The sequence below is a fragment of the Halobellus clavatus genome (genome assembly GCF_900107195.1).
GTDB classification, from domain to species: domain Archaea; phylum Halobacteriota; class Halobacteria; order Halobacteriales; family Haloferacaceae; genus Haloquadratum; species Haloquadratum clavatum.
On record NZ_FNPB01000006.1, the window covers coordinates 31,223 to 51,221 of the forward strand.

General features: G+C 66.9%; 23 protein-coding genes. 11 read left to right on the top strand and 12 right to left on the bottom strand.

Annotation, left to right across the window (positions count from 1 at the left end; translation table 11 throughout):
• The first annotated feature begins 8 nt into the window (after nucleotides 1–8).
• A complete protein-coding gene (locus BLU74_RS10000; protein ID WP_089767143.1) occupies nucleotides 9–1,115 on the top strand; it encodes a phosphotransacetylase family protein in 1,107 nt (368 codons plus the stop codon).
• Between the two features lie 62 nt (nucleotides 1,116–1,177).
• Here BLU74_RS10000 and BLU74_RS10005 read toward each other — a convergent pair whose 3' ends face one another.
• Nucleotides 1,178–2,302, bottom strand: a complete 1,125-nt coding sequence (locus tag BLU74_RS10005) for a M24 family metallopeptidase (RefSeq protein WP_089767144.1) — start codon at nucleotides 2,300–2,302, stop codon at nucleotides 1,178–1,180.
• Nucleotides 2,303–2,474: 172 nt separating this feature from the next.
• Here BLU74_RS10005 and BLU74_RS18930 point away from each other — a divergent pair, with 172 nt between their 5' ends.
• Both BLU74_RS18930 and BLU74_RS10010 read left to right on the top strand, forming a co-directional pair.
• On the top strand, nucleotides 2,475–2,651 hold the full coding sequence (locus BLU74_RS18930; RefSeq protein WP_175454612.1) for a hypothetical protein: 177 nt from the start codon (nucleotides 2,475–2,477) through the stop codon (nucleotides 2,649–2,651).
• An 80-nt stretch (nucleotides 2,652–2,731) separates the two neighbouring features.
• On the top strand, nucleotides 2,732–2,965 hold the full coding sequence (locus tag BLU74_RS10010; protein WP_089767145.1) for a DUF7543 family protein: 234 nt from the start codon (nucleotides 2,732–2,734) through the stop codon (nucleotides 2,963–2,965).
• A 13-nt stretch (nucleotides 2,966–2,978) separates the two neighbouring features.
• On the opposite strand, the gene BLU74_RS10015 is transcribed toward BLU74_RS10010, so the two are convergent.
• Nucleotides 2,979–3,764, bottom strand: a complete 786-nt coding sequence (locus tag BLU74_RS10015) for a CBS pair associated ParBc domain-containing protein (protein WP_089767146.1) — start codon at nucleotides 3,762–3,764, stop codon at nucleotides 2,979–2,981.
• An 88-nt stretch (nucleotides 3,765–3,852) separates the two neighbouring features.
• Nucleotides 3,853–5,391, bottom strand: coding sequence for a DHHA1 domain-containing protein (locus tag BLU74_RS10020; protein WP_089767147.1), 1,539 nt, complete (start codon nucleotides 5,389–5,391; stop codon nucleotides 3,853–3,855).
• 361 nt (nucleotides 5,392–5,752) lie between these two features.
• Between BLU74_RS10020 and BLU74_RS10025 the strand changes: the two genes are divergently transcribed.
• Nucleotides 5,753–6,094, top strand: a complete 342-nt coding sequence (locus BLU74_RS10025) for an ArsR/SmtB family transcription factor (RefSeq protein ID WP_217635359.1) — start codon at nucleotides 5,753–5,755, stop codon at nucleotides 6,092–6,094.
• 1 nt (nucleotide 6,095) lies between these two features.
• Nucleotides 6,096–6,413, top strand: coding sequence for a DUF7521 family protein (locus BLU74_RS10030; RefSeq protein ID WP_089767149.1), 318 nt, complete (start codon nucleotides 6,096–6,098; stop codon nucleotides 6,411–6,413).
• 62 nt (nucleotides 6,414–6,475) lie between these two features.
• On the opposite strand, the gene BLU74_RS10035 is transcribed toward BLU74_RS10030, so the two are convergent.
• Nucleotides 6,476–7,384, bottom strand: coding sequence for a type II CAAX endopeptidase family protein (locus tag BLU74_RS10035; protein WP_089767150.1), 909 nt, complete (start codon nucleotides 7,382–7,384; stop codon nucleotides 6,476–6,478).
• Between the two features lie 269 nt (nucleotides 7,385–7,653).
• Here BLU74_RS10035 and BLU74_RS10040 point away from each other — a divergent pair, with 269 nt between their 5' ends.
• Together BLU74_RS10040 and BLU74_RS10045 are read left to right on the top strand one after the other, a co-directional pair.
• A complete protein-coding gene (locus tag BLU74_RS10040) occupies nucleotides 7,654–8,292 on the top strand; it encodes a hypothetical protein (RefSeq protein ID WP_089767151.1) in 639 nt (212 codons plus the stop codon).
• On the top strand, nucleotides 8,289–9,665 hold the full coding sequence (locus BLU74_RS10045) for a hypothetical protein (protein ID WP_089767152.1): 1,377 nt from the start codon (nucleotides 8,289–8,291) through the stop codon (nucleotides 9,663–9,665). Before BLU74_RS10040 ends, BLU74_RS10045 begins: the two co-directional genes overlap by 4 nt.
• Nucleotides 9,666–9,733: 68 nt before the next feature.
• Here BLU74_RS10045 and BLU74_RS10050 read toward each other — a convergent pair whose 3' ends face one another.
• The 4 genes from BLU74_RS10050 to BLU74_RS10065 are packed head-to-tail and all read right to left on the bottom strand — an operon-like array spanning nucleotide 9,734 to nucleotide 12,370.
• Complete coding sequence (locus BLU74_RS10050; RefSeq protein ID WP_089767153.1) at nucleotides 9,734–10,024, bottom strand: DUF8036 family membrane protein; 291 nt, start codon at nucleotides 10,022–10,024, stop codon at nucleotides 9,734–9,736.
• Nucleotides 10,025–10,072: 48 nt separating this feature from the next.
• Nucleotides 10,073–10,387, bottom strand: coding sequence for a winged helix-turn-helix domain-containing protein (locus BLU74_RS10055; RefSeq protein WP_089767154.1), 315 nt, complete (start codon nucleotides 10,385–10,387; stop codon nucleotides 10,073–10,075).
• A gap of 51 nt (nucleotides 10,388–10,438) precedes the next feature.
• A complete protein-coding gene (locus BLU74_RS10060; RefSeq protein ID WP_089767155.1) occupies nucleotides 10,439–11,989 on the bottom strand; it encodes a molybdopterin-dependent oxidoreductase in 1,551 nt (516 codons plus the stop codon).
• A gap of 6 nt (nucleotides 11,990–11,995) precedes the next feature.
• Nucleotides 11,996–12,370: a hypothetical protein gene (locus BLU74_RS10065; protein ID WP_089767156.1), complete on the bottom strand. Its 375-nt coding sequence runs from the start codon at nucleotides 12,368–12,370 to the stop codon at nucleotides 11,996–11,998.
• Between the two features lie 179 nt (nucleotides 12,371–12,549).
• On the opposite strand from BLU74_RS10065, the gene BLU74_RS10070 reads away from it, so the two are divergent.
• Nucleotides 12,550–12,978: a CoA-binding protein gene (locus BLU74_RS10070; RefSeq protein ID WP_089767157.1), complete on the top strand. Its 429-nt coding sequence runs from the start codon at nucleotides 12,550–12,552 to the stop codon at nucleotides 12,976–12,978.
• 53 nt (nucleotides 12,979–13,031) lie between these two features.
• On the opposite strand, the gene BLU74_RS10075 is transcribed toward BLU74_RS10070, so the two are convergent.
• The 4 genes from BLU74_RS10075 to BLU74_RS10090 all read right to left on the bottom strand — a co-directional run bounded on the left by BLU74_RS10075 (nucleotide 13,032) and on the right by BLU74_RS10090 (nucleotide 17,315).
• Nucleotides 13,032–13,355 carry a DUF5798 family protein gene (locus tag BLU74_RS10075; RefSeq protein ID WP_089767158.1) on the bottom strand — a complete coding sequence of 108 codons (324 nt, stop codon included), beginning with the start codon at nucleotides 13,353–13,355 and terminating at the stop codon, nucleotides 13,032–13,034.
• A 78-nt stretch (nucleotides 13,356–13,433) separates the two neighbouring features.
• Nucleotides 13,434–14,501 (bottom strand): ABC transporter permease, encoded by a 1,068-nt coding sequence (locus BLU74_RS10080; RefSeq protein ID WP_089767159.1) that lies wholly within the window; start codon nucleotides 14,499–14,501, stop codon nucleotides 13,434–13,436.
• On the bottom strand, nucleotides 14,494–16,311 hold the full coding sequence (locus BLU74_RS10085; RefSeq protein ID WP_089767160.1) for a PrsW family intramembrane metalloprotease: 1,818 nt from the start codon (nucleotides 16,309–16,311) through the stop codon (nucleotides 14,494–14,496). Before BLU74_RS10085 ends, BLU74_RS10080 begins: the two co-directional genes overlap by 8 nt.
• Nucleotides 16,308–17,315 (bottom strand): ABC transporter ATP-binding protein, encoded by a 1,008-nt coding sequence (locus tag BLU74_RS10090; RefSeq protein ID WP_089767161.1) that lies wholly within the window; start codon nucleotides 17,313–17,315, stop codon nucleotides 16,308–16,310. The genes BLU74_RS10085 and BLU74_RS10090 overlap by 4 nt, the downstream gene beginning before the upstream one ends.
• A 123-nt stretch (nucleotides 17,316–17,438) precedes the next feature.
• On the opposite strand from BLU74_RS10090, the gene BLU74_RS10095 reads away from it, so the two are divergent.
• From BLU74_RS10095 to BLU74_RS10105, 3 genes are all read left to right on the top strand, one after another.
• Nucleotides 17,439–18,455 (top strand): helix-hairpin-helix domain-containing protein, encoded by a 1,017-nt coding sequence (locus BLU74_RS10095; RefSeq protein WP_089767162.1) that lies wholly within the window; start codon nucleotides 17,439–17,441, stop codon nucleotides 18,453–18,455.
• Nucleotides 18,456–18,628: 173 nt separating this feature from the next.
• A complete protein-coding gene (locus tag BLU74_RS10100; RefSeq protein ID WP_089767163.1) occupies nucleotides 18,629–19,531 on the top strand; it encodes a class 1 fructose-bisphosphatase in 903 nt (300 codons plus the stop codon).
• 203 nt (nucleotides 19,532–19,734) lie between these two features.
• Entirely contained in the window at nucleotides 19,735–19,986 is a 252-nt protein-coding gene (locus BLU74_RS10105) for a hypothetical protein (protein ID WP_089767164.1), read from the top strand.
• The last annotated feature ends 13 nt before the right edge of the window (nucleotides 19,987–19,999 follow it).

Genomic DNA, 19,999 nt, shown 5'->3' on the forward strand with positions numbered 1-19,999 from the left:
CCCCACAGATGCACACCAACACCCTACTCGTCACCTCGATGGAGGAAAGCACCGGCAAGACGGCAGTTACGCTCGCGCTCGGCCGCCTGGCGCAGGACCGCGGCCTCTCGGTGGGCTATATGAAACCGATGGGCACCCGCCTCCAGTCGAACGTCGGCAAGACGCTCGACGAGGATCCGATGCTCGCGCGGGAACTGCTGGATCTCGACAGCGAGATGCACCAGATGGAGCCGATCGTCTACTCGCCGACGTTCATCGACGGCGCGATCAGGGGGCAGGAGGACCCCGAGGAACTCGCCGGCGTCGTCGAGGGACACTTCGCGGACCTCGCCGCCGGCACTGACCTGATGCTCGTCGAGGGCGGCGGTTCGTGGACCACCGGCGGTATCGTGGAGTTGACCGATCCAGACGTCGCTGCCCGACTCGACGCCTCCGTCCTGCTCGTCGCCGACTACGAGCAACCCGGCAGCGTCGATGACGTGCTCGCCGCCGCCGACGCGTTCGGTGACCGCCTCGCTGGCGTGCTGTTCAACGGCGTCGCGGACGCCGTCTTCGACGAACTCGAACAGGAGGTGGTTCCGTTCCTCGAGAGCCGCGGCGTGCCCGTGATCGGCATCGTCTCCCGCGAGCGGGACCTCGCGGGCGTGACCGTCGACGCGCTCGCGGCCGAACTGGGCGCGGAGGACCTCGTCAGCGGCGATCGCGACGCCTACGTCGAGCGGTTCCTCGTCGGTGCGATGGGCGGCGACGCCGCACTGCGGTACTTCCGTCGGACGAAGAACGCCGCGGTCATCACCGGCGGCGATCGCTCGGAGATCGTCACCGCCGCTCTCGAAGCCCCGGGCGTCAACGCCATCATCCTCACCGGGGGACATCGTCCCACCCCGGCCGTGCTCGGGAACGCCGAGGAGAAGGGCGTGCCGATCCTCCTGGCCACCGGTGACACGCTCTCTGTCGTCGATCGCGCCGAGACGGTGGTCAACACCGGCCGCGCCCGCGACGCCGAGACCATCGATCGGATGCGCGACCTCCTCAACGACCACGCCGACGTGGACGCACTGCTCGGCTCACCGCAGGGGGCAGAAGACGGATCCGACGGGGACGCGGACACCTGAGCGCCGCAGCGGGGGTTCCAACTCCCGGAGTCCGTCTCGAACGATAGCTCACGGCCGACCAACTAGTCGGCTGCCGCGTCCAGTTCCCATCCTCTCGTCGTCCGGTTCAATCGCTCGCACCCGTCTTCGGTCACGACCACCAGGTCCTCGATTCGAACGCCGAACGCGCCGTCGAGGTAGACCCCAGGCTCGACGCTGAAGACCATCCCCGGCTCCAGCGTCCGATCGCTGCCGGCGACGATGTAGGGGGCTTCGTGGACGTCGAGGCCGACGCCGTGCCCGGTCCGGTGGACGAACGCGTCGCCGTATCCGGCGTCCTCGATCACTGAACGGGCCGCCTCGTCGACCGCCGACGCGGTGACCCCGGGCGCGACGGTGTCGACTGCGGCCGCCTGCGCTTTCTCGACGACCGCGTGCACCTCGCGGAACCGCTCGCCGGGGTCGCCGTCGAAGACCACGGTTCGGGTCTGATCGCTCGCGTATCCGTCGACGCGCGTCCCGAAGTCGAGGACGACCGGATCGCCCGGCGCGATTCGCCGCTCGCCGTGCGTGTGGTGCGGCATTGCGCCGTTCGGCCCGGAGCCGACGATCGTCTCGAAAGAGACGCCTTCGCCGCCGGCCTCAGTGAGGAACGACTCGATACGACCGGCGAGTTCGGCCTCGGTCAGTCCGATCGCGTCCTCGCCGAGTGCACGGACGCGCTCCATCGCCGCATCTGCCGCCCGAGCGGCGGTCCGGAGCGCCGCCAGTTCCGCGTCGTCCTTCCGGGCCCGGAGGTCGGCGAGCACGCCGCTCGCGAGCTCGATCGTCGCCCCCGGCCTGACGGCCCGAAGGTCCTGCATAAACGTCACCCACATCCGATCGTCGACGTAGAGGTCCGGCGCGGCCGGGATGCCGAGGTCGTCGAAGAGCGTCGCGAGCGCTGTCACCGGATCCGCAGCGTCGCCCCAGGTCTCGAGTTCCCGGACCCAGGTGGTCGAACGGAGTTGCGATTCGTACAGTTCGGGCGCGAAGAACGTCGCGTCGCCGACGGCGGGAAGCAGCAAGAAGAGGTGTCGCTCGCGCTGTTCGTCGGCGAACCCCGTGAGGTACTGGAGGGACCGGCCGGGGACGCAGATCAGCGCGTCCGCGCCACTGTCGGCGAGTTCGGCTTGGACCGCTTCAGTGCGGCGCTCGTACGGATTCACACGTAGCAGGTGCGCGTATGCGCACAAGAAGGTTGTCGAAGGGACCGTGCTCGTCGCTCCCGCGTCGGTCGCCAGTCATACAAGCGTCAGCCGCGCGTCTGACGATCCGAATCCGGCCGCTCGACGGCCATAACGAGTCATTAACTATTACATATGCCTCCAAAGATGGCGTATGGACTTCGACTGGCCAACGTACTTCGAGTGCGCCGCGTGTGGAACCGAACTCCCGGCCGACTCGGTTCAGTACGACGACCTGGGCTATCCCCAGTGTCCCGAGTGCGCGGCCCGCACCGGGCCGCTCGCGAGCGTCGAAGCCGCCGAGGCAGTCGAGCCGGAACTCGCCGACTGACGGGTCCTGGTGCCGTTCGCTCGGCGACTTCATCTCTGGGGACCGGAACATACAGACCGCGCCGAGCCGATGCACTGCGTATGGAGTGGGAACGGACGCGGGACGAAGAGGACCTCGTGGAGTGGACGCGCGAGGACGGGTACGTGACGCTGCGTCGTCGACATCACCCCGACGGGTCGTGGGTCGTCAGGCTCGATCGCCTGCATCAATCCCCGGAAGGCAGCGCCTACCGCCGAGAACGCGTGGACGACGCCGAGGCGGCCACCTCCCTGCTCGAACGGTGGAAGCGCGACGCCGCGAGTGACGCCGAGTGAGTACTGGTGTCTGTCACTCCTGAAGCCGCTGGGTCGTCTCGATCAACGGGTGACGGCCGTAATCGGCGATTTCGATGTCCTCGATCGTCTCTAAGCCTTCTTGTTCGGCGGTCCGTTCCATTCCCAGTTCAACGGTTTCGTCGAGGACGATGACCGAGGCGTCCATCTCCTCAATGCCGAGTTGGTGGGCCGCCATCACGCGGTGGTGCCCGTCCGCAAGGAGCAGTGAACCGCCGTTGTCGATGACGACGAGTGGTTCCGCGAGGCCCCGTTCGAGTTCGTACTGCCGTCCCTCGAGTTCGTCGGCATAGACTCGCGCCTGTGAGGGCGTGAGATCGTCGAGTTCGACGATCCGCGGCTCTTGATGGACGGTCGTTTCGTGTATCTGTTCGAGGGTTCGCATCAGTTTCCCGACTTTCTCCGGCGTGGCGCGCTCGATCTGTGAGCGAACGACATCCGTGTTGGAGATGATGCCCACGAGATTGTCAGCGTCGTCGACCACTGGGAGTTTCTGGATGCCTGAGCGGAGGATCACCCGCGCCGCGTCGATGACATCCATATCCGGATCCGCGACGATGATGTCCTCAGTCATCACCGTAAACACCGGATCCTCGTCGTCCACCAAGAGCAGGTCTCGGGCCGTGATGAAGCCCTCGACCTTGCGGCCCTTCGAGACCGGAAAGCCGTTGTGTCCGTCGCTCTCTTTGATCCGTCGAGCGACGTCGGCAACCGTATCGTCCAGCGAGACGGTCTGCACCTCTCGCGTCATGTACTCCTCGACTTTCGGTCTCCCGCTCATTGGCGGCGATACGCGGTGGCCGCGCAAAAACGTACTCCTCGTGGCCGCCGGCGGGCTCCGCGAGCGTCTCCGTGCCTTCGGCCGACGATCACTGGTCCGGGCCCTCGGGACGGTCCAGCGATCGTCCGCCACCCGGGGGCTCCGAGCCGACCGGCTCGCCGCTGTGACCGTCGAACGGGAACTCGACCGTCCAGTCGGTCTCGTCGTCGGCGGCGTCGAGGAGCGTCGTCGCGTCTTCGAGCGTCTCGAAGAGACGGCCGGCAATCACGTCCGTGACGATCGTCTGCAACTCGTTGGGAGACGAGTCGGCCTCCGCGAGGATCCCCAGGGGGATCTGTCCGCCGGCCATATCGGCGTGCCCGCCCGCGCTACCGATGGCACCGAGGGCGTCTCTGAGCGTCTCTCCGAGGTCGACGTCGGTGCCGCGGGCCCGGCCGGAGACGTACACCGTCCCGTCGGTGAACCCGTAGACCACAGCGATTTTGACTCCTTCCATATTCAGGATCCGGTCGGCGGCCTGCGCGAGGGCGTCGCGGTCGGAGATCGACCCCACGTTCGTCGCCAGCGCGTCCCCGCGAACGTCGCGGTTCCGGATGGCTCGGGCGAGTGTTTCCACGACGGCGGAGGTCATACTCGGTGACTCGACGCGTTCAAGGACCGAGAGATCGGCGTGCGTGAGCAACCACGCGGCCGCCTCGAAGTCGATCGTCGTGACCTCACGCGTGAAGTCGTCGGTATCGACCCGGATCCCGAAGAGCAGCGCCGTCGCCAACGACTCGTCGGGGTCGATGCCAGCGCGGCGCAGATAGTCCGACAAGAGCGTGCTGGTGGCTCCGATGTCCCGTCGAATGTCGACGAAGCGTGCCTCTACGGGTGCACGCGGGGGATGGTGGTCGACGACGATGTCGACCGTCGTTTCCTCGGGGAGGCCGTCGTTGACGCCGGGCCGGGAGTGATCGACGAGCGCGACGCCCCCGTAGTCGTCCATCGACGAGGCGTCGTCGAGTTCGACGAGGTCGAGTTCGAGGAGGTTCACCAGTGCGCGGTTCTCCTGATGAGCGATGTTGCCGAAGTAGCACGCGTCCGCGGCGACCCCGGCGCGGGAGGCGACCCGCGCGAGCGCGAGTGCACTGGCGATCGCGTCGGGATCAGGGTTGTCGTGCATCACGACCGCCAGCCGACCCTGCGTGCTGCGGAGCGTCGCGAACAGCCGCTTGAGCCGTTCGGCCCCCGGGCCACGGGTCAGGTCGTCCAAGCGATCCAGCAGCGCGCGCCGGGCGTCGACGACCTGATCGACCACCTGTCGAAACCGCGTCTGCGCCTCGGGATCGGCCTCACCACTCAGAAATCCGACGATCTCCGCATCGGGGAAGTGTTCGCGGGCGCGCTCGGCCGCGTCGACGTTGGTGCCGTCGTTACCGCCCGCAACGTAGACGAGATCCACCGCCGGCGGGTACGCCGTCGGATCGTCCAGCGAACGCCGCTCGATATCGACATCGCTCCCGATCCCCTCCGGCAACGTGCAGTCGTCGCCGACGACGATCGTCAGCTCGCCGGGCCACTCAGCGAGGCGCTTGACGGTCCCGCGTGCGGTCGACCCGCACCCGAGGACCAGCCGGCGTTGCATACCCCGGCATCCGGACTCGGATGCAAAAACCCTGCCGACCCGCTGGCTCCTCGCTGCCGCGGCGGTCTGTGGGTACTCGGCGGAGAGTCCAGTGAGAACCCCCTGCAGACGCCGGTGCGAGGTCCATCGGCCTGGACCGAGGGGTGGTGTGAAGCGTCGCAAGGGACCGTGTGCAGTGTCACGGGCCTCGAGCAGCCTCGACGAGGGGATGATCCGCACTGATCGCCCCGTCTCGTCGATATCTGTTCCCCGTCTCCGGCGAACCCGAGTCTCGGCTCCAACTGACTGCACTGCGTGAAGCTGATCAGGGGCTTGAAACGACGCAACGCATATTGGGAAACCGGGAGATGGATCAGCTACCGTGTCCGACGTGCGAGACCCAGACGCACTCGCGGACCTGCTCGGAGACGACTGTGCCAGGACGATCCTCGTCGAAGCGAAGAAGGAGCCACGCTCGGCGGCAGAACTCAGTGACTGCGCCGGCGTCTCCGAACCCACGGTGTATCGTCGGCTCGAACGGCTCCGAGAGTACGATCTGGTCACCGAAGACATCCAGCCCGTCACCGACGGGAAGAACTACAAGGTCTATCGGACGGAACTCGAAGGCATCGAACTCGACCTCGAGGAGGACGGCTTCGAGATCACGGTCTCGCGCGGAGAACGGATGACCGACCGGTTCACTCGGTTCGTGGAGGGACGATAAGATGCTCGACCTCATTCTCCAGTCGATCGATCTCGACGCGTTACGCACCGCTCGCCAGCTCAGCGAGGCTGTGATCGTTCTTCTCGGACTGGCGATCAGTTACATCGCCTACAGGGCGTATCGACAGAACCGGAGCCGGCCGATGCTGTACATCGCGGTCGGATTCGTCCTGGTGCTGTTCGTTCCGGGCGTCCTCGCCGTCACGCTGTATCTCCTGTTGAACGTTCCCGCGCCGGTCGTCAACAGTATCAGCCAGTTCAGCGAGGTCGCTGGGCTGGGACTGATTCTCTACGGCCTCTGGGCCCCGCGGCGAGACTGAGACCGCTCGTCGTCCGTCGGACTCGACGCGGTTCGAACGAACATCGCGGTTCGGTCGGTGCGTCAGTCGGACGGGTCGGCGGCGGGGCGACCGCCGGTAGCGTTCCCGGCCGCGGATCCGTCAGTCGACTGGGTCTCCGTCCACCGCGGCCGGACCACGTCCCGGTGTGACAGCGTCGCAGGACCATAGCGGAGGACGAGCAGTGCAGCGAGCACCCCGAACACGCCGGTCAAAATCACCGCGTATGGAACCGGCACCGCAGCAGCGCCACCGACGACCTGTCCAGGGACGTTCACCGCGGCGTTGATCGTCCCGTGGAGCAGTACGGCACCGAGAACGGATCCGTCCGACGCGTTGTAGTACCACGTGAGGATGACCGCGAAACTGACCACGCTGGCAGTGTACAGCACCGGTGAGTGGGGGTACACGTCGTAGACGAACATCGGGACGTGCCAGAGTGCCCAGACGCCACCGACGAGGACACTCGCGGTGAGCGCACTGAATCGCTTCTGGAGATGTGGGAGGGCGAATCCCCGCCACCCGAACTCCTCGTTCCCGCCGGTGAACAGCGTCGCCAGCACCAGATTAAACAGGAAGAGCGGGGCCAGCTGCCCGAGGGAACTGCTGTCGGGAAGCCCTACGAGTGAGAAGACGACAACACCGACTCCGAGGGCTCCGACCACCGGGACCGCGATTGCGAGTCCGTACCAGCGGAGTGGTCGTCGCCACTCGAAGATCGTCGCGAGCCAAGCGCGGACTGATTCGCCACGGAGACGCGTCACGGCCGCTCCCGCGACCCCGGGGCCGAAGGCACCCAGACCCATACCGAGATATCCGAGTCCCGACCGTGGCGTGGTCACCGAAAACGTCGTGAGCCATACCGTCCAGGAGACGCCGATCGCGAGGATCGAAAACACGACGACCGGCTGTTCGTTGGTGAGTCGTTCGAGCAGTGAGCGGATCGATTGCATCACACCCGGATAGAGGGGTGGAAGGAGTATCAGGGCCAGCGGCCGGCTTCATCGGCTGAAGCTACCGGTAGACAGTAAGGGGAGATCTCGGCCTCGTTCCCGACGGCGACGGCTGCCCGCTCGGTGTCGGCCGATTGTCACTCAGACGACCCCCCGGGACGAGTCCCGCCGACGTCGAACGGCCACTCACCGAGGCGCGCTCAACACCTCGATCCGGTCCGCTGGCAGGAGACACAAGAATTTCACCGTACCGCGCTGTGGAGCCATCTATGTCCCGCTGGTCCCGCAGAGCCTTCCTCAGGGCGTCCTCCCTCCCGATCCTCGGCGGCGTCGCCGGGTGTTTGGAGTTCCGCGACAGCGCCCGACAGGACGTCGATCTCTCGTCGCACCGAACAGAGCCAGTCACCGATTACGAGCGACGAACGGTCAGAAACGAGGCGGGAGCCGCACTCGTCGCAGACGGCGCTTCCTCCGACCGGATCCACTTCTACGATCACCTGACCGACGCCGAGAGCGTGCCGGCATTCAGCGATGTCGCAGAAGCCCGTGAACTCGAAGCATTCGTCAGCGACACCGACCTCGAGACCGACTCGGTGCTGCTCCTCGTCCGGCCGATCCCGGAGTGCTACGAACTCCGACTCACCGCCGTCAGAAAGGAAGACGACGGCGTCGATTCCGAGTACTGCCGGTCGATGCGACCCGCCGACGTGCAGTGCGAACAGGATGCCGAAGACACGGTCGGGGTCGCGATCCGACTCCCGTTCGCTGGCGATTCGTTCAACAGTCTCGGGATGGGATTCAGCAGTTCCTGCAGGGACCGACCGTCAGTCCTCAACTTCGAGCCAGTCACGCCGATGTCGAACGAGACCGCGACGTCGACCTCGGCGTCGGGCGGTGGTGCAGGATGACTCGCCGCTCACGTCGGGACCTCCTCGCCGGTGCCGGAACGGCGCTCGCGGCGACGCTCGCAGGGTGCGGCGGGGTGGGCGAGTCGCTCCTGGGCGACGACGACACGGTCTCGTACGATCAGGCCGCCTTGGCCGAGGTAGCAGAGCGGTCGCCGCCGACGCGGCCGGACCCGTTTCCGCTCTCGATCCCACCCGAGGCGATGGATCGGCACCGGTCCCGGATCCGGACGCTCCTCGGTGGCGTCCCAGAATCGCCCGAGTTCCCGAACGAGGCGCTCTCGGCCGAACTCGCGGAGCAGCGATCGCACGTCGCTGATCGGTTCAGCGAACTCAATAGCGGGGAGGGCTCATCCCGCGAATCCCGGGATGAGTACTCCCTGCGACCGTCGACCGACCGAGAACGGCTGGCCCGCCTCCGGTCGGTTCGTGCCGAAGCGGCCGGGCTCGACGCGGCCTACCGTGCGGCGATCGGAGCGATCGATCCAGAGTCCCCCCGATCGCGGCGGGAGTCCGTCCGGTCGGCGATGTACGATTTCCTGGCTTCGTGGCGGTACGAGGGCGCGTCGCCGCTGGAGGCCCTGCTGGTCCACGACTTCATCGAGACTCTTATCGCGGCGGTTCAACGGTCACTCCGTCGTGGTCAAGACCTTCCAGAGGCGCCCAGAAGCGACGTGTTCCGGGTGAGTGACGTCGCGGCCTCGGTCGAATCCGCTGAGGCCGCACTCGCCGACGCGATGGCGCTCCGGGAGGCGTACCGCGACTCGCTCTCGGAACCGACGGCCTACCGCCCGCGGATCGAGGCGGCTGCGGAGCAGTTAGTCAGGGAGTTCGAGATCACGTCCTCGCGCGCAGATGTGCACGACTATCTGGACCTGAACGAGCCGCCGTTCACGCGATCGATCGATGGAACGCCGGCCGAAGAGCTCTACCGCGCTGCCCTGAATCTCGTCGACGACGACTTCATCCGCGGGCGGGGACTCGAACGCCAGCCCGCGAAGTGGTCTCTCCAGGCGGCCGCCGGACTGGCCGGAATCGAAACGTTCCGTACGGTCATCGACGGGATTCAGGCGGGCGAGTACGGCGTCCCGGACTCGGCGACGGAGATCGCGTCGGCGTACGACGACGCGGTCGATGCACTCCGGATGGTATGGTCCGGTGCGCCGCGAGGCATCCGGATCGAACTGGACTGGCCGGCGACAGACGTATTCGACTACCGGATGCGCGAGTTCCGCGAGGAAGTGACAGAAGACGGCGGCGAGGTGCCGACGCGTCTGATCAACGACGTGTACGGCGGTCTGAAACACACCTTCCACTACGCCACGTACGTCCCGCCGGTGGCGGATCACCTCGCTGGCGTCCTACAGGAGCCGTAGCGCGTCCGCCTCGGGAACAGAAGCGGTCGAGCCACGAGCGAGGCGCTGTAGAACCGCTTTTGCGGGGGTTATCGGAGCGACACGATCGTCAGGAAGACGATGGCGACGAACTGGAGACCCCGCATCGCCAGCACCGCCTGTTGGGCCGCGGCCGACCCGGTGTAGAGCATCCCCATACTGAAGAAGAACGACAGCGCGACCAGATTCTCGACGGCGAGGACGGCGGCGAAACTGAGGAGTCCGAGCGTGAGCGGCGACCGAAACGTCCGGTAGTTTCGAGCCCAGACCGCACTCACCACGGCGAGCAGCACCACGTTCACCACTGAGAGCGCCGCAGCGAAACTCAAGAGGGGCGTCATCGAACTCGGTCCTCCCCTCTGCGGCTGTCTATCGGCTGTGCGCCCGCGTCAGTCGGTGTGTGTGTCATCACTCTCATCCTCCGTCTCGAACTCCACTCTGTCGACGATTCGACCGAACGCCTCCCGGTTCGCCTCGAACCGATCAGAGAGAAAGTACAGTTCGCCGTAGTCCTCGCCGCCGGCCTCGACGACGTCGTGATCGAGAAGGACGTCGAGGTAGTGTCGAATCGTGTTGTAGTCCACCTCCAGCGCTTCCGCGAGTTGGTTGGCGTTGCGCGGTCTGTCGTCGAGGAGGCGAATGATGCGGGCCCGGTTCGCCCCACCGCGCGTGCCCGCCAGTAGATACCAGAGTGCCTTCTCCATCGCGAGTTGCGGACCATTCAGCGCGTGTTGATAAATTACTCCCGATGCGGGTCAGGGTCGCACGGTCTCTGAGACCCAGCCGGTCGATCCGCTGGGGAACGCGTCCGACTGTTCTTTGGGTTGCATCGTCCCGGTCCCGTCGATGGCCCTGACTACGACTTCGTGCGTCGAATCGGCCTCGTAGACGTGTCGCCACTGCCGCCAGACGTCCGAGCCGGGGAGCGGCTCCGACAGCTCGGCGTCCGTCCAGGTGGACCCGCCGTCCGTCGAGACCTCGACGCGCTCGATGCCACGGGTTCCCGCGTAGGCGTGTCCGGCCACTTCCACGCGACCGTCCTCGAGCGTCGTGGTGCTCCACAGTTTGGCGACCGTGTTCACCGGGCCGGTGCCGTGCCACCCGCGCTGTTCCCAGTATCCGTCGGCCTCGGCCTCCAGCAGTTCGATCTCTGTGACCCACTTGACGTTCGTTTCGCCCCAGTGGCCGGGGACGAGCACCCGAACCGGGTGACCGTGCGACGTCGGCAGCGCCTGCCCGTTCATCTCCCAGGCGAGGAACGCGTCTTCGAGCGCATCGACCGGGAACTGGACGAAGTAATCGTCTTCGGCCCGCAGCATCGCACACCCGCAGGCGCCCTGCGGATCGACTTCGTCGAGCAGCGGCTTCAGCGGTGTCCCCGTCCAGACAGCCGTGTCGAGTTTCTTTCCGTTGAGCGATTCACCGACGCACCGCAACGTGACGTACCGGTGCTCGACGGGGCGATCGGTCAGTTCCTCGAACGTGATGGTGCGCTCGGAGCCGACTTCCCCGGTGAACGTCAGCGACCAGTCCTCCGGCGGCAGTTCGGGGTCGAACTGCGCGATGTCGACGTTGTAGAACGAGCCGATCTCGCTGACGAGGCCGGGGAGCCCGTCGCCGGCGAACGCCAGCGACTGCGACTCGGCCTGTCCGAGCAACTGCTCCACCTCGCTGGGCTCGGGCGTCGATTCGGGTTCGGCCTCCCCCTCGACGGTCGGTTCGGACGTCTGGGTCGGCTCGCTCACCGCCTCGGCGTCCGTCTCAGTCCCCGCCGTCCTCCCGACGTCGATCGCTCGGAGCACTCCGGCGCCGCCGGCAAGCACCGCGACTCCCAGCGAGCCGAGTTCGGCGAGGAGTACGCGCCGCTGCGAGGAGGTGGTCGCGTCGCGGTCGAACGCCCCCGAGGAAGCCTCCAGCGCGACGAGCAGTGCGACCGGAACGGCCGCGCCGAGCGACTCGACCGGCAGTCCGGTGAGTCCCACGGTGACACCCCACGCGAGGACCCCACCCAGCGCGGGTCCCACGACGCGCGGTCGAAGCCCGATCTGCTGTGCACCGAGGTACCCGACCAAGCCGGCCGCTCCGAGCGCTCCGATCGCGGCGACCAACGCGAGCGCGACGTGGAGCACGTGCGCCTCCGAGCCGACGTTGGTGATCATAAACGAGACGATCCGGCCGGGCGTCGCTCTGACGACGAACGCGTCGATGGGGGCGACGACGAACTGACGGGAGTACCCCGTCACGGCGTACGACCCGGCGACGCCTCCGACACCGGCCGCGCCGGCGAGCCTGAGTCTACGGTTCATTGTCGGTCACCCCGACGTCCCGGTCGTCATCTCGGTGCTCGTGGATTCGGTCATCGTCTCATTCACGGTCTCTGTCTGCATAGCACTGTTCATCGTTTCAGTCTCCGTCGAGTCGTTCATCGTCTCGGTCTCCATCGAGTCGTTCATTGTCTCGGTCTCCATCGAGTCGTTCATCGTCTCAGTTCCCATCGAGTCGTTCATCGTCTCAGTTCCCATCGAGTCGTCTGTGGTCTGGCCGTCCATCGACGCCTCGGTCGATTCGTCGTCACCGGCCGTCTGTGCCCCGTCATCGGACCTGGTCGTACACCCGGCCAGCGCGGCGGCCGTTGCCGCCCCGACAGCACGCACCAGCCGCCGTCGTGTGAGGATGGAGTGACTCATCTACGAGTGTCGAGACACGATGCCCGGAAGTACATTTTTCAAGGTCGATCCGAAGTCACCTCCAGATCCCCTCCGGATGAGTGCAAACTCCGTTCAAATTTCGTCCCGACTCCGGTGGACGGGACAGACGAGCCCCGCCGTACGGCAGTATTTTACGCCCCGCGCACGTCTGTCCACCTATGCACATCACTGACGACACCGGACTCCGATCGGTACTGGACGGCGAGACGGTCGCCGTGGTCGGATGCTCGACGACCGCCGGGAAAGCGGCTCACGACATCCCGGCGTACCTCCAGCGGCGGGGCTACGAGATCATCCCGATCAACCCCTTCGCGGACCAGATCCTCGGCGAGACGGCCTACGACTCGCTGTCGGACGTTCCGGATTCGGTCGACATCGACATCGTCGACGTGTTCCGTCCGAGCGAGGAAACCGGCGACATCGTCGACGCGGCGATCGACCGCCACGAGAACGTCGGCGACGTCGCTGCGGTGTGGCTCCAACTCGGCATCACCAACGACGACGCCGCTGACCGCGCTGTTGAGGCCGGACTCGATTACGTCCAGGACAAGTGTATGAAAGTCGAACACGCCCGGCTCGCTGACTGATTCCGCGCCCGGGTATCGGGGGCGCAATCGGGCGAGACGGCTGCGAACTCAGATCAGGCGTCTGATTCGTCCGCGTCCGCAGCCTCAGCCGAGTCCTCCGCTCCGTCCGCAGCGGCAGCGTCGTCGGCTTCGGCCTCTGCGATGTGTGCCTCAGCGGTCACGGTGTCGATGTCGATTCCCTCGTTCTCGGCGAGGGTTTCGAGTATCGCCCGCATCTCGGCGGTTTCGTTCTCGAGCCGTTCGACCCGGTCGGCCGTCTCCTGGGTCGTCTCACGCATCCCGATGATCTGGTCCCGCAGATCGTTCAGCCGCGTGTAGACGTCCTCGGCCATCTCCGTCACTTTCTGGAGCTTCTTTGCCGTGCCTCCGAGTCCCATATGCTCTCTCGACGCCCGGGGGTTGTGTGTGTTCCGGCTTTCGACCGTCGCGCACCGGCTCCGCTCAACGTCGCCTGATCAGAGCGCGTCGGGATCGACACGCCCGACGATCCCGCGGAGCCCTAGGTAGGCGGCGAGCGACGCGATGACGACGGCCCCCACCGCCGCGTACTCGATCCCGCTGGCGCTCCCGATAGCGAGCCGCGCGGCGGCGTTGATCGGCCCGTTCGGGAACACCGCGGTTCCGCCGAAGACGAGCAACACCCCCAGCGAGTAGAGGAGCTGCGCGGCCCGACGCTCGGGGGCGAGCAGGGCGACCGCGGCACCGACCGAACAGACCAGGAGCGCCATCGCCGCGACCAGCACGAGCAGGGCAGGGACGTTCGAGACGCTGGTCCCATTCAGTTCGAGCAGGAGTACCCACAGCGCGGCCTGCGCGGGAGCGAGCCCCGCGGCAGCGAGGAGCTTCCCGTCGACGACGTCAGTCATCGAGACGGGTGCGACCCGGAGCAACTCCAAGGTCCCGCGATCGATCTCCTCGGTGAGTGCGTCGACGGAGATCGACCCCGAAATGAACACCGGGAGGAAGAGCAACAGCGGCAGGAGCACGGTGTAGGTGAACCCGAAGTACGGGCTTGAGGAGGTCTCCGGCGGCAACTCCAGCGGGAGCGAGTCCAGATACGCCGCGCGCTGGGTGCGCTTGAGGTCCTCGAAGGACCGTAACACCTCGCGCAACTGGACGACGACGACCGTCGTCTGCACGTTGCCGTCGGGGGCGACCGCTCGCACGAACACTCGTTCGTCCCGGGTCTCCGCAACCAACACCGCGTCGATCCCAGTCCCCCGGTACTCGTGGAACGCCCGTAAGGCCGTCTCCTCGCTGCGGTAGTACTGCGCGTCGACACCGCGGACCTCGCTCGCGGCCCGGATCAGATCCTCGGAGGCGTCGCCCGTCACCGCGATGTCGACCTCGGTCCCCTGGACTTGCCCGGGGTCGTACAGCGACACGAGGCCGACGACCAGGAACGACGAGAACGCCGCGATGAATAGCTGTAAGACCAACGCGAGCACGATCGTCTTCTCCTTCCGGAGGCTCCCGAGTTCTCGCCGGGCGATCGTCAGACGCGGGTCGGTCCGATCAGCCAAGGCGACTCACCACCGTGAGGTTGTACGCCGTGTGCAGCACGACGCTGCCGGCGAACGCCAGCGCGTACCACCGGAGATCCCGCTTCGCGCCGAGCGCCGTCAGGCTCGCCGTGGTGACGTGCAAGACGAGCGGCGCGACCAGCAACCCGGCGGCCGAGAACAGGCCGATCCCGGCGGGGGCGAAGGCGGCCTGCCCCAGCGCCAACTCCGGGAGGCCGACGACCTGCGCGACCGCGGTGAACTTCTCGCCGACGAAGAAGCCGAGCCCCGAGAGCGCGCCGAGGACGAGTGCGACGCGCCGCGTTCCGGCGAAGGTCCCGCTCTCGAACGCGGCGTAGACGTGGAGGCTCTTGGCGACCTCCTCGATCAGTGCCACGACGAAAAGCAAGAGCGGGATCGTGAGCGACACCGGCAGTGCGAAGAGCACGGCGATGGCGAGTAGTTCCGCGACGAAGACGAACGGGATCGACAGCCCCGAGAGGATCGCGACGTCTCGCGGTCGCGACACCCGAGCGTCGAGCGCGTCGAGGAATTTCAGCGGCACCGGCCGCTGTGTGAACAGGTCCTCCTCCCGGTAGATGCCGACACCGAGCAGGAACAGCACCCCGGCACACAGCGTGAACGGCGCGGTCGCGAACAGGAATGCGTCCGGCGTCACCGACTGCAGGGGCTGGAGGTCGCGGACGACGACCGTGAGCGGCGAGATGAGCGCGATCGGCGTCACGTTCGCGAAGATCGCGGGCACGAACGTGTAGGCGGTCAAGAACACCGACACGGTGACCGTCACGAAGGTGAGTTCCTTGAACGACCGGGCGAACATCGCGCCCGCGAACGTGGCGGCCAGGAACACGAGCGCGATCGGGAGGACGGCCGCCACGGAGACGAGGCTCCCGCCGACGCCGAGCGCAACGAGCGCCGTCAGCACGATCATCGCACCCAGGTACGGGAGTGTCTTCCCAGCGACGATGTCGGCCGGTGAGACCGGGGCCACCAGCAGCAGTTCGCCGCGGCGGTTGATCCGCTCGTTGAGCATCGTGCTGCCGTAGGCCTGCACGACGAAGTTCATCGGGACCAGGAACGCGAAGGCCAGCACCAGAGATCCGAACGGGAACGGCGGCTGGATCTCTGCGGGGGATCCCGATCCACCGCTCCCGAGCGGGTTGATGCCGCCGAGTCCCGGCACGCCGAGGGGCCCGCTGCTCCCACCGTCGGCTGCCGCATCGCTGTCGTCACCGGTCGGCGTCGCCGTTCCGCCACCGCTTCCGTCGCCGCCGCTGTCGCCCCCGTCGCCGCCACTGATTCCCCCGCCGCCGTCGTCGTCGGTAACCGCGTCGGGAAGTCCCGAAGAACGCGAGACGTACTGGAGGACGACGACGACCGGGAACGCGGCGGAGCCGTTCTCCTGCGTTCGCATCAGTTCGACGTTGGCGGAGCGAACCGCCGACCGGAACTCCGAGAGCGCTGCGCGCCCCTTCGGCGTGTCGGCGATGCGGACGCGTCCGTCGGTTACCAGGACGTCGACGTCGCCCGCGCGGAGCGCGTCCGGATCGGGCCGCGTCGCCTCGAGCGCGACACTTCGCTCGACGGGCCCGTGGTAGGGGCTGTCCTCGGCGACGCCCACGCGGTAGATGTCGCGGTCGAGCGAGACACCGCCGGCCATCGCGCCCGCGCCGACGACTGCCCCGGCGAGGAGGAGTGCGACCGCCCCGAGGGCGGCCGTCCGGCGATCGACGATCCCGGCGGAGCGCTCGATCTCCCAGCGGGCGATCCGACGGATCGCGGAGAGGTGTTCCCGGAGCGAGCGCGTCACTGCTCGCGGCTCCCGTTCGATGGCTCCGCGCCCGTTCGCCCGCCGTCTGACGGCTGCGCGTTCGCTTCTTCCGCGGCCGCCTCACTCGGCGCTCGCCCGCCACCGGCGGCCGCTTCGGGCGGCGTCTCGTCCGCCAGGTCGAGGAAGATGTCCTCGAGGCTCTGCTCGCGCGTCCGGATGTCGACGACTTCCCCGTCGGCCGCAGCGGCGGCCTCCCGAATCGACTCCACGGCGGCCATATCGTCGACGACGGCCTGGTAGCGTTCCGTATCGGCGCGATGGTCGCGCTCTGCGCCCGCCACCGGGACGGTCGTGAAGACGTGGTACGCGGTGGTTCCGTACTCCTCGCGGATCTCCGGAACGGTCCCCCGGGCGATGATCTCGCCCCGGTTCATGATCACGATCCGATCGCAGATACTCTCGACGTGATAGAGGTTGTGCGCGCTGAAGACGACCGTCTTCCCCTGGTCGGCGAGGTCGCGCGTGAACTCCAGTACGTAGTTCGTCGTCAGCGGATCGAGTCCGGACGCAGGCTCGTCGTAAATGAGGAGATCCGGATCGTTGACGAGCGAGCGCGCGATCGCGACCTTTCGCTTCATCCCTTTCGACATATCTCCCAGGCGTCGCTCGCGGTGTTCGAGTTCGAGGCGGTCGAGCGTCGATTCCGTTCGCTCGCGCGCGGCCTCGCGGGGGACGTCGTAGAGGTCCGCGAAGAATCCCAGATACGACCGCGGCGTCATATCCTCGTACAGCGGAGACTCCTCCGGGAGAAACCCCAGGTCTCGACGCATCTCCGGATCGCCGGCGTCGCGGCCGGCCACCTCGGCGACGCCCGCTGTCGGCTCGACGAGTCCGGCCAGCATCTTCAGCGTGGTCGTCTTGCCCGCGCCGTTCGGCCCGACGATACCGAAGATCTCGCCGGTGTCGACGCTGAAGTCGCTCCCGACGACCGCGGGGAAGTCGCCGTAGGTCTTTCTGAGTCCCTCGACACGTATCGTCGCCATTGTCGGATCGTCGGCGGCACCCCGAATAAAGCCGCCGGCGAGGCTATCAGCCCTGAGATTGGTCGATCCGATGACGGAAATACTCAAGTTACCGACTGTGGAGTTACAACCAGAGGGGCAACTGTGACAGACGATGGGGACGAGTCCAGCGAGCCGATCGCTCCCGATCCCGACGCCGAGGAGCCGGGGTTCGAGAGCGGTGCCGACGTCCCCGACGGTGAACCGCTCGACATCCCGCTGCCGTGGAACACGATCCCGGACGAGGGCGCCGAGGATGCGGCTTCTGAAGCCGATGCGTCAGACACGGACGACGGCGGCGACGGCATAGGCGCGGACACCTCCGAGGATCGCCCCGTCCCAGCGGAGTTCGAGGAGCTCCGGTTCGTCGGCCCGAAGTCTGCGCCGCTCCTCGCGGCGTCGGAGATCTCGGTCGCGGACATCTGGAAGAAGCGCGTCTCCTACCGGGATCTGACGGACGCGGGCGTCAACCCCGGCGTCGCGGCGAAGATCCGGCGAGAGCACTCACTGTCGTGGTCACTCGACGGCGGCGGGACCGATCTGGATCGGCGCTCCGACCAGATTCGCGGACTCGACGACGACGAACGCGCGTGGATCGCCGAATCGTCGGGCTGGTCAGAGTCGGATTCGGACGCCGACGCGGAGGCCGACGGATCTGGGAACGCGACCGCCGGTGAGGCCGTCTGGCAGGCTCGAACGAACGAACTGGCGGACGACGACGATTCCGACACGGACGGGTCGCCGTCGACGGCCGGCGAAGCGGCGTGGCGCGCCGGGGAGATGACAGCGGTCGACGAGGCCGAGGACGCCGACGACACAGACGACCGCGATGCCGACGACGCCGACCGCGACGCCGCCGCCGCCGACCGCGATGCCGCCGCCGCCGACCGCGATGCCGAGTCGATCTGGCGGGACCGGAGCGCTCCGACCCCGCTGACGGCCGTGGACGGCTTCGACGACGACGTCGCGACGACCCTCCGAAAGGCGGGGATCGGCTCGGTTCGACGGCTCGCGACGGCGGATCCCGAGAGCGTCGCAGACGCGCTCGACATCGACCTCGAACGCGTGCGATCGTGGCGGCAACGCGCCCGCGACCACGACGCCGACGGGCGCGGTCAGTAACCCGACACGACGAGCGCGACCAGTATCCCGACAGCCGGCGATCGGCGGGAGGGAGAAGCACGCGAATTCGGCCGGTATGCCTTCGATACCGATCGATTTTTGAACAAAGATTTTATGTGATCTGTCGTCGCATCGTCTCCTACTCACGCCGTAACTCGAGTGATCTCACAGTTATGCCCGACCGCTCCGCTCCATCCGACGCCGAATCGATCAGCGCGACCGTCGACGCCGTCTTCGACGTCGTCGCACAATCTGCGCCCGACGTCAGGGAGGGTCTCCCGGGTCGCCGGGCGACGATCGAGGGCGAAAACCCCTCCGGCGAGACGCAGAAGCAAGCGGACGTCTACGCGGACGAGCTGTTCGAATCGCGGCTCGGAGCCCTCGACGGCGTCGGCACGTACGCCAGCGAGGAACAGCCCGAGCCGATCGACGTCGGGTCGGGGCTCTCGGTGTGCGTCGATCCCCTGGACGGCTCGTCGAACCTCGAACCGAACGCGGCGATGGGAACGATCGTCGCGATCTACGACGGGGACCTGCCGGCCACGGGCGACCAGTTGGTGGGGGCGGCGTACGTACTCTACGGAGCGACGACGACGATGATGGCCGCCCAGGAGTCACGTGTCACCGAGTACGTCATCCATCCGGACGGCCAGTACCAGGTCATCCAGGAGGAGGTCACGATCCCCGAGGACCCCTCGGTGTACGGCTTCGGCGGCCGCGTCCCCAACTGGGTCGACGAGTTCGCGGACTTCGCCGCGGGAGTCGAATCGGACCCGTCGATGAAACTCCGCTACGGCGGAGCGATGATCGGCGACGTGAACCAAGTGCTCACCTACGGCGGGATCTTCGCGTATCCGACGCTCGAAACCGCGGCCGAGGGCAAACTCCGCGTCCAGTTCGAGGGGTACCCGGTCGGATACATCGTCGAGAGCGCCGGCGGCGCGTCTTCCGACGGGTCGCAGTCGCTGCTGGACGTCGAGAAAGACGACCTTCACGCCCGGACCCCGGTCTACGTCGGCAACCGGGAGTTCGTCGACGACGTCGAGGCCGCGCTCGCGGATCGCGAGCAGGCATAAGAACGACTATATAGTTTTCTTCTGAACTATATCTTGTCGTAGCGACCGCCAAAGGGCGTTTCAGTCACTGGATGGGAAGGCAGGGTGGCTGCAATAGGCAGTTAGGGGAGCTGAATAAACACACTCGTGGTTTCTATGCGGTAGCAACGAGTCTCTGACGGGGAAGCACAACAGATAATTTCCGGGCGTGACCACGTCCGACGATGGACCCCGGAACGGCGTTCGTCCTCCTGCTGTTCGGACTGGTGACGGTGCCGATTTTCCTGGGCGTCGTCGCATTCCTCAACCGCGACACCGACGGTCAACAGCCGGAGCGACGGGACGAAGAATTGGCGCAACGGATCAGAACAGTAACACGAAGGCTCGACGACCTGGAACGACAGGTGGCGGACCTCGAACAGCAGGTCGACGCGGTGGCACAGCGCGTCGAGGACCTCGATACCGAGCGGACCTGATCCGCCGGCCGGG

Excerpts from the sequence above, each read along its gene's own strand:
- BLU74_RS10020 (WP_089767147.1), bottom strand. The coding sequence starts at position 5,391 with ATGCAACGCCGGCTGGTCCTCGGGTGCGGGTCGACCGCACGCGGGACC.
- BLU74_RS10050 (WP_089767153.1), bottom strand. The coding sequence starts at position 10,024 with ATGACGCCCCTCTTGAGTTTCGCTGCGGCGCTCTCAGTGGTGAACGTG.
- BLU74_RS10015 (WP_089767146.1), bottom strand. The coding sequence starts at position 3,764 with ATGAGCGGGAGACCGAAAGTCGAGGAGTACATGACGCGAGAGGTGCAG.
- BLU74_RS18930 (WP_175454612.1), top strand. The coding sequence starts at position 2,475 with ATGGACTTCGACTGGCCAACGTACTTCGAGTGCGCCGCGTGTGGAACC.
- BLU74_RS10075 (WP_089767158.1), bottom strand. The coding sequence starts at position 13,355 with ATGGGACTCGGAGGCACGGCAAAGAAGCTCCAGAAAGTGACGGAGATG.
- BLU74_RS10040 (WP_089767151.1), top strand. The coding sequence starts at position 7,654 with ATGTCCCGCTGGTCCCGCAGAGCCTTCCTCAGGGCGTCCTCCCTCCCG.
- BLU74_RS10060 (WP_089767155.1), bottom strand. The coding sequence starts at position 11,989 with ATGAACCGTAGACTCAGGCTCGCCGGCGCGGCCGGTGTCGGAGGCGTC.
- BLU74_RS10055 (WP_089767154.1), bottom strand. The coding sequence starts at position 10,387 with ATGGAGAAGGCACTCTGGTATCTACTGGCGGGCACGCGCGGTGGGGCG.
- BLU74_RS10030 (WP_089767149.1), top strand. The coding sequence starts at position 6,096 with ATGCTCGACCTCATTCTCCAGTCGATCGATCTCGACGCGTTACGCACC.
- BLU74_RS10000 (WP_089767143.1), top strand. The coding sequence starts at position 9 with ATGCACACCAACACCCTACTCGTCACCTCGATGGAGGAAAGCACCGGC.
- BLU74_RS10070 (WP_089767157.1), top strand. The coding sequence starts at position 12,550 with ATGCACATCACTGACGACACCGGACTCCGATCGGTACTGGACGGCGAG.
- BLU74_RS10010 (WP_089767145.1), top strand. The coding sequence starts at position 2,732 with ATGGAGTGGGAACGGACGCGGGACGAAGAGGACCTCGTGGAGTGGACG.
- BLU74_RS10045 (WP_089767152.1), top strand. The coding sequence starts at position 8,289 with ATGACTCGCCGCTCACGTCGGGACCTCCTCGCCGGTGCCGGAACGGCG.
- BLU74_RS10035 (WP_089767150.1), bottom strand. The coding sequence starts at position 7,384 with ATGCAATCGATCCGCTCACTGCTCGAACGACTCACCAACGAACAGCCG.
- BLU74_RS10090 (WP_089767161.1), bottom strand. The coding sequence starts at position 17,315 with ATGGCGACGATACGTGTCGAGGGACTCAGAAAGACCTACGGCGACTTC.
- BLU74_RS10105 (WP_089767164.1), top strand. The coding sequence starts at position 19,735 with ATGGACCCCGGAACGGCGTTCGTCCTCCTGCTGTTCGGACTGGTGACG.
- BLU74_RS10065 (WP_089767156.1), bottom strand. The coding sequence starts at position 12,370 with ATGAGTCACTCCATCCTCACACGACGGCGGCTGGTGCGTGCTGTCGGG.
- BLU74_RS10100 (WP_089767163.1), top strand. The coding sequence starts at position 18,629 with ATGCCCGACCGCTCCGCTCCATCCGACGCCGAATCGATCAGCGCGACC.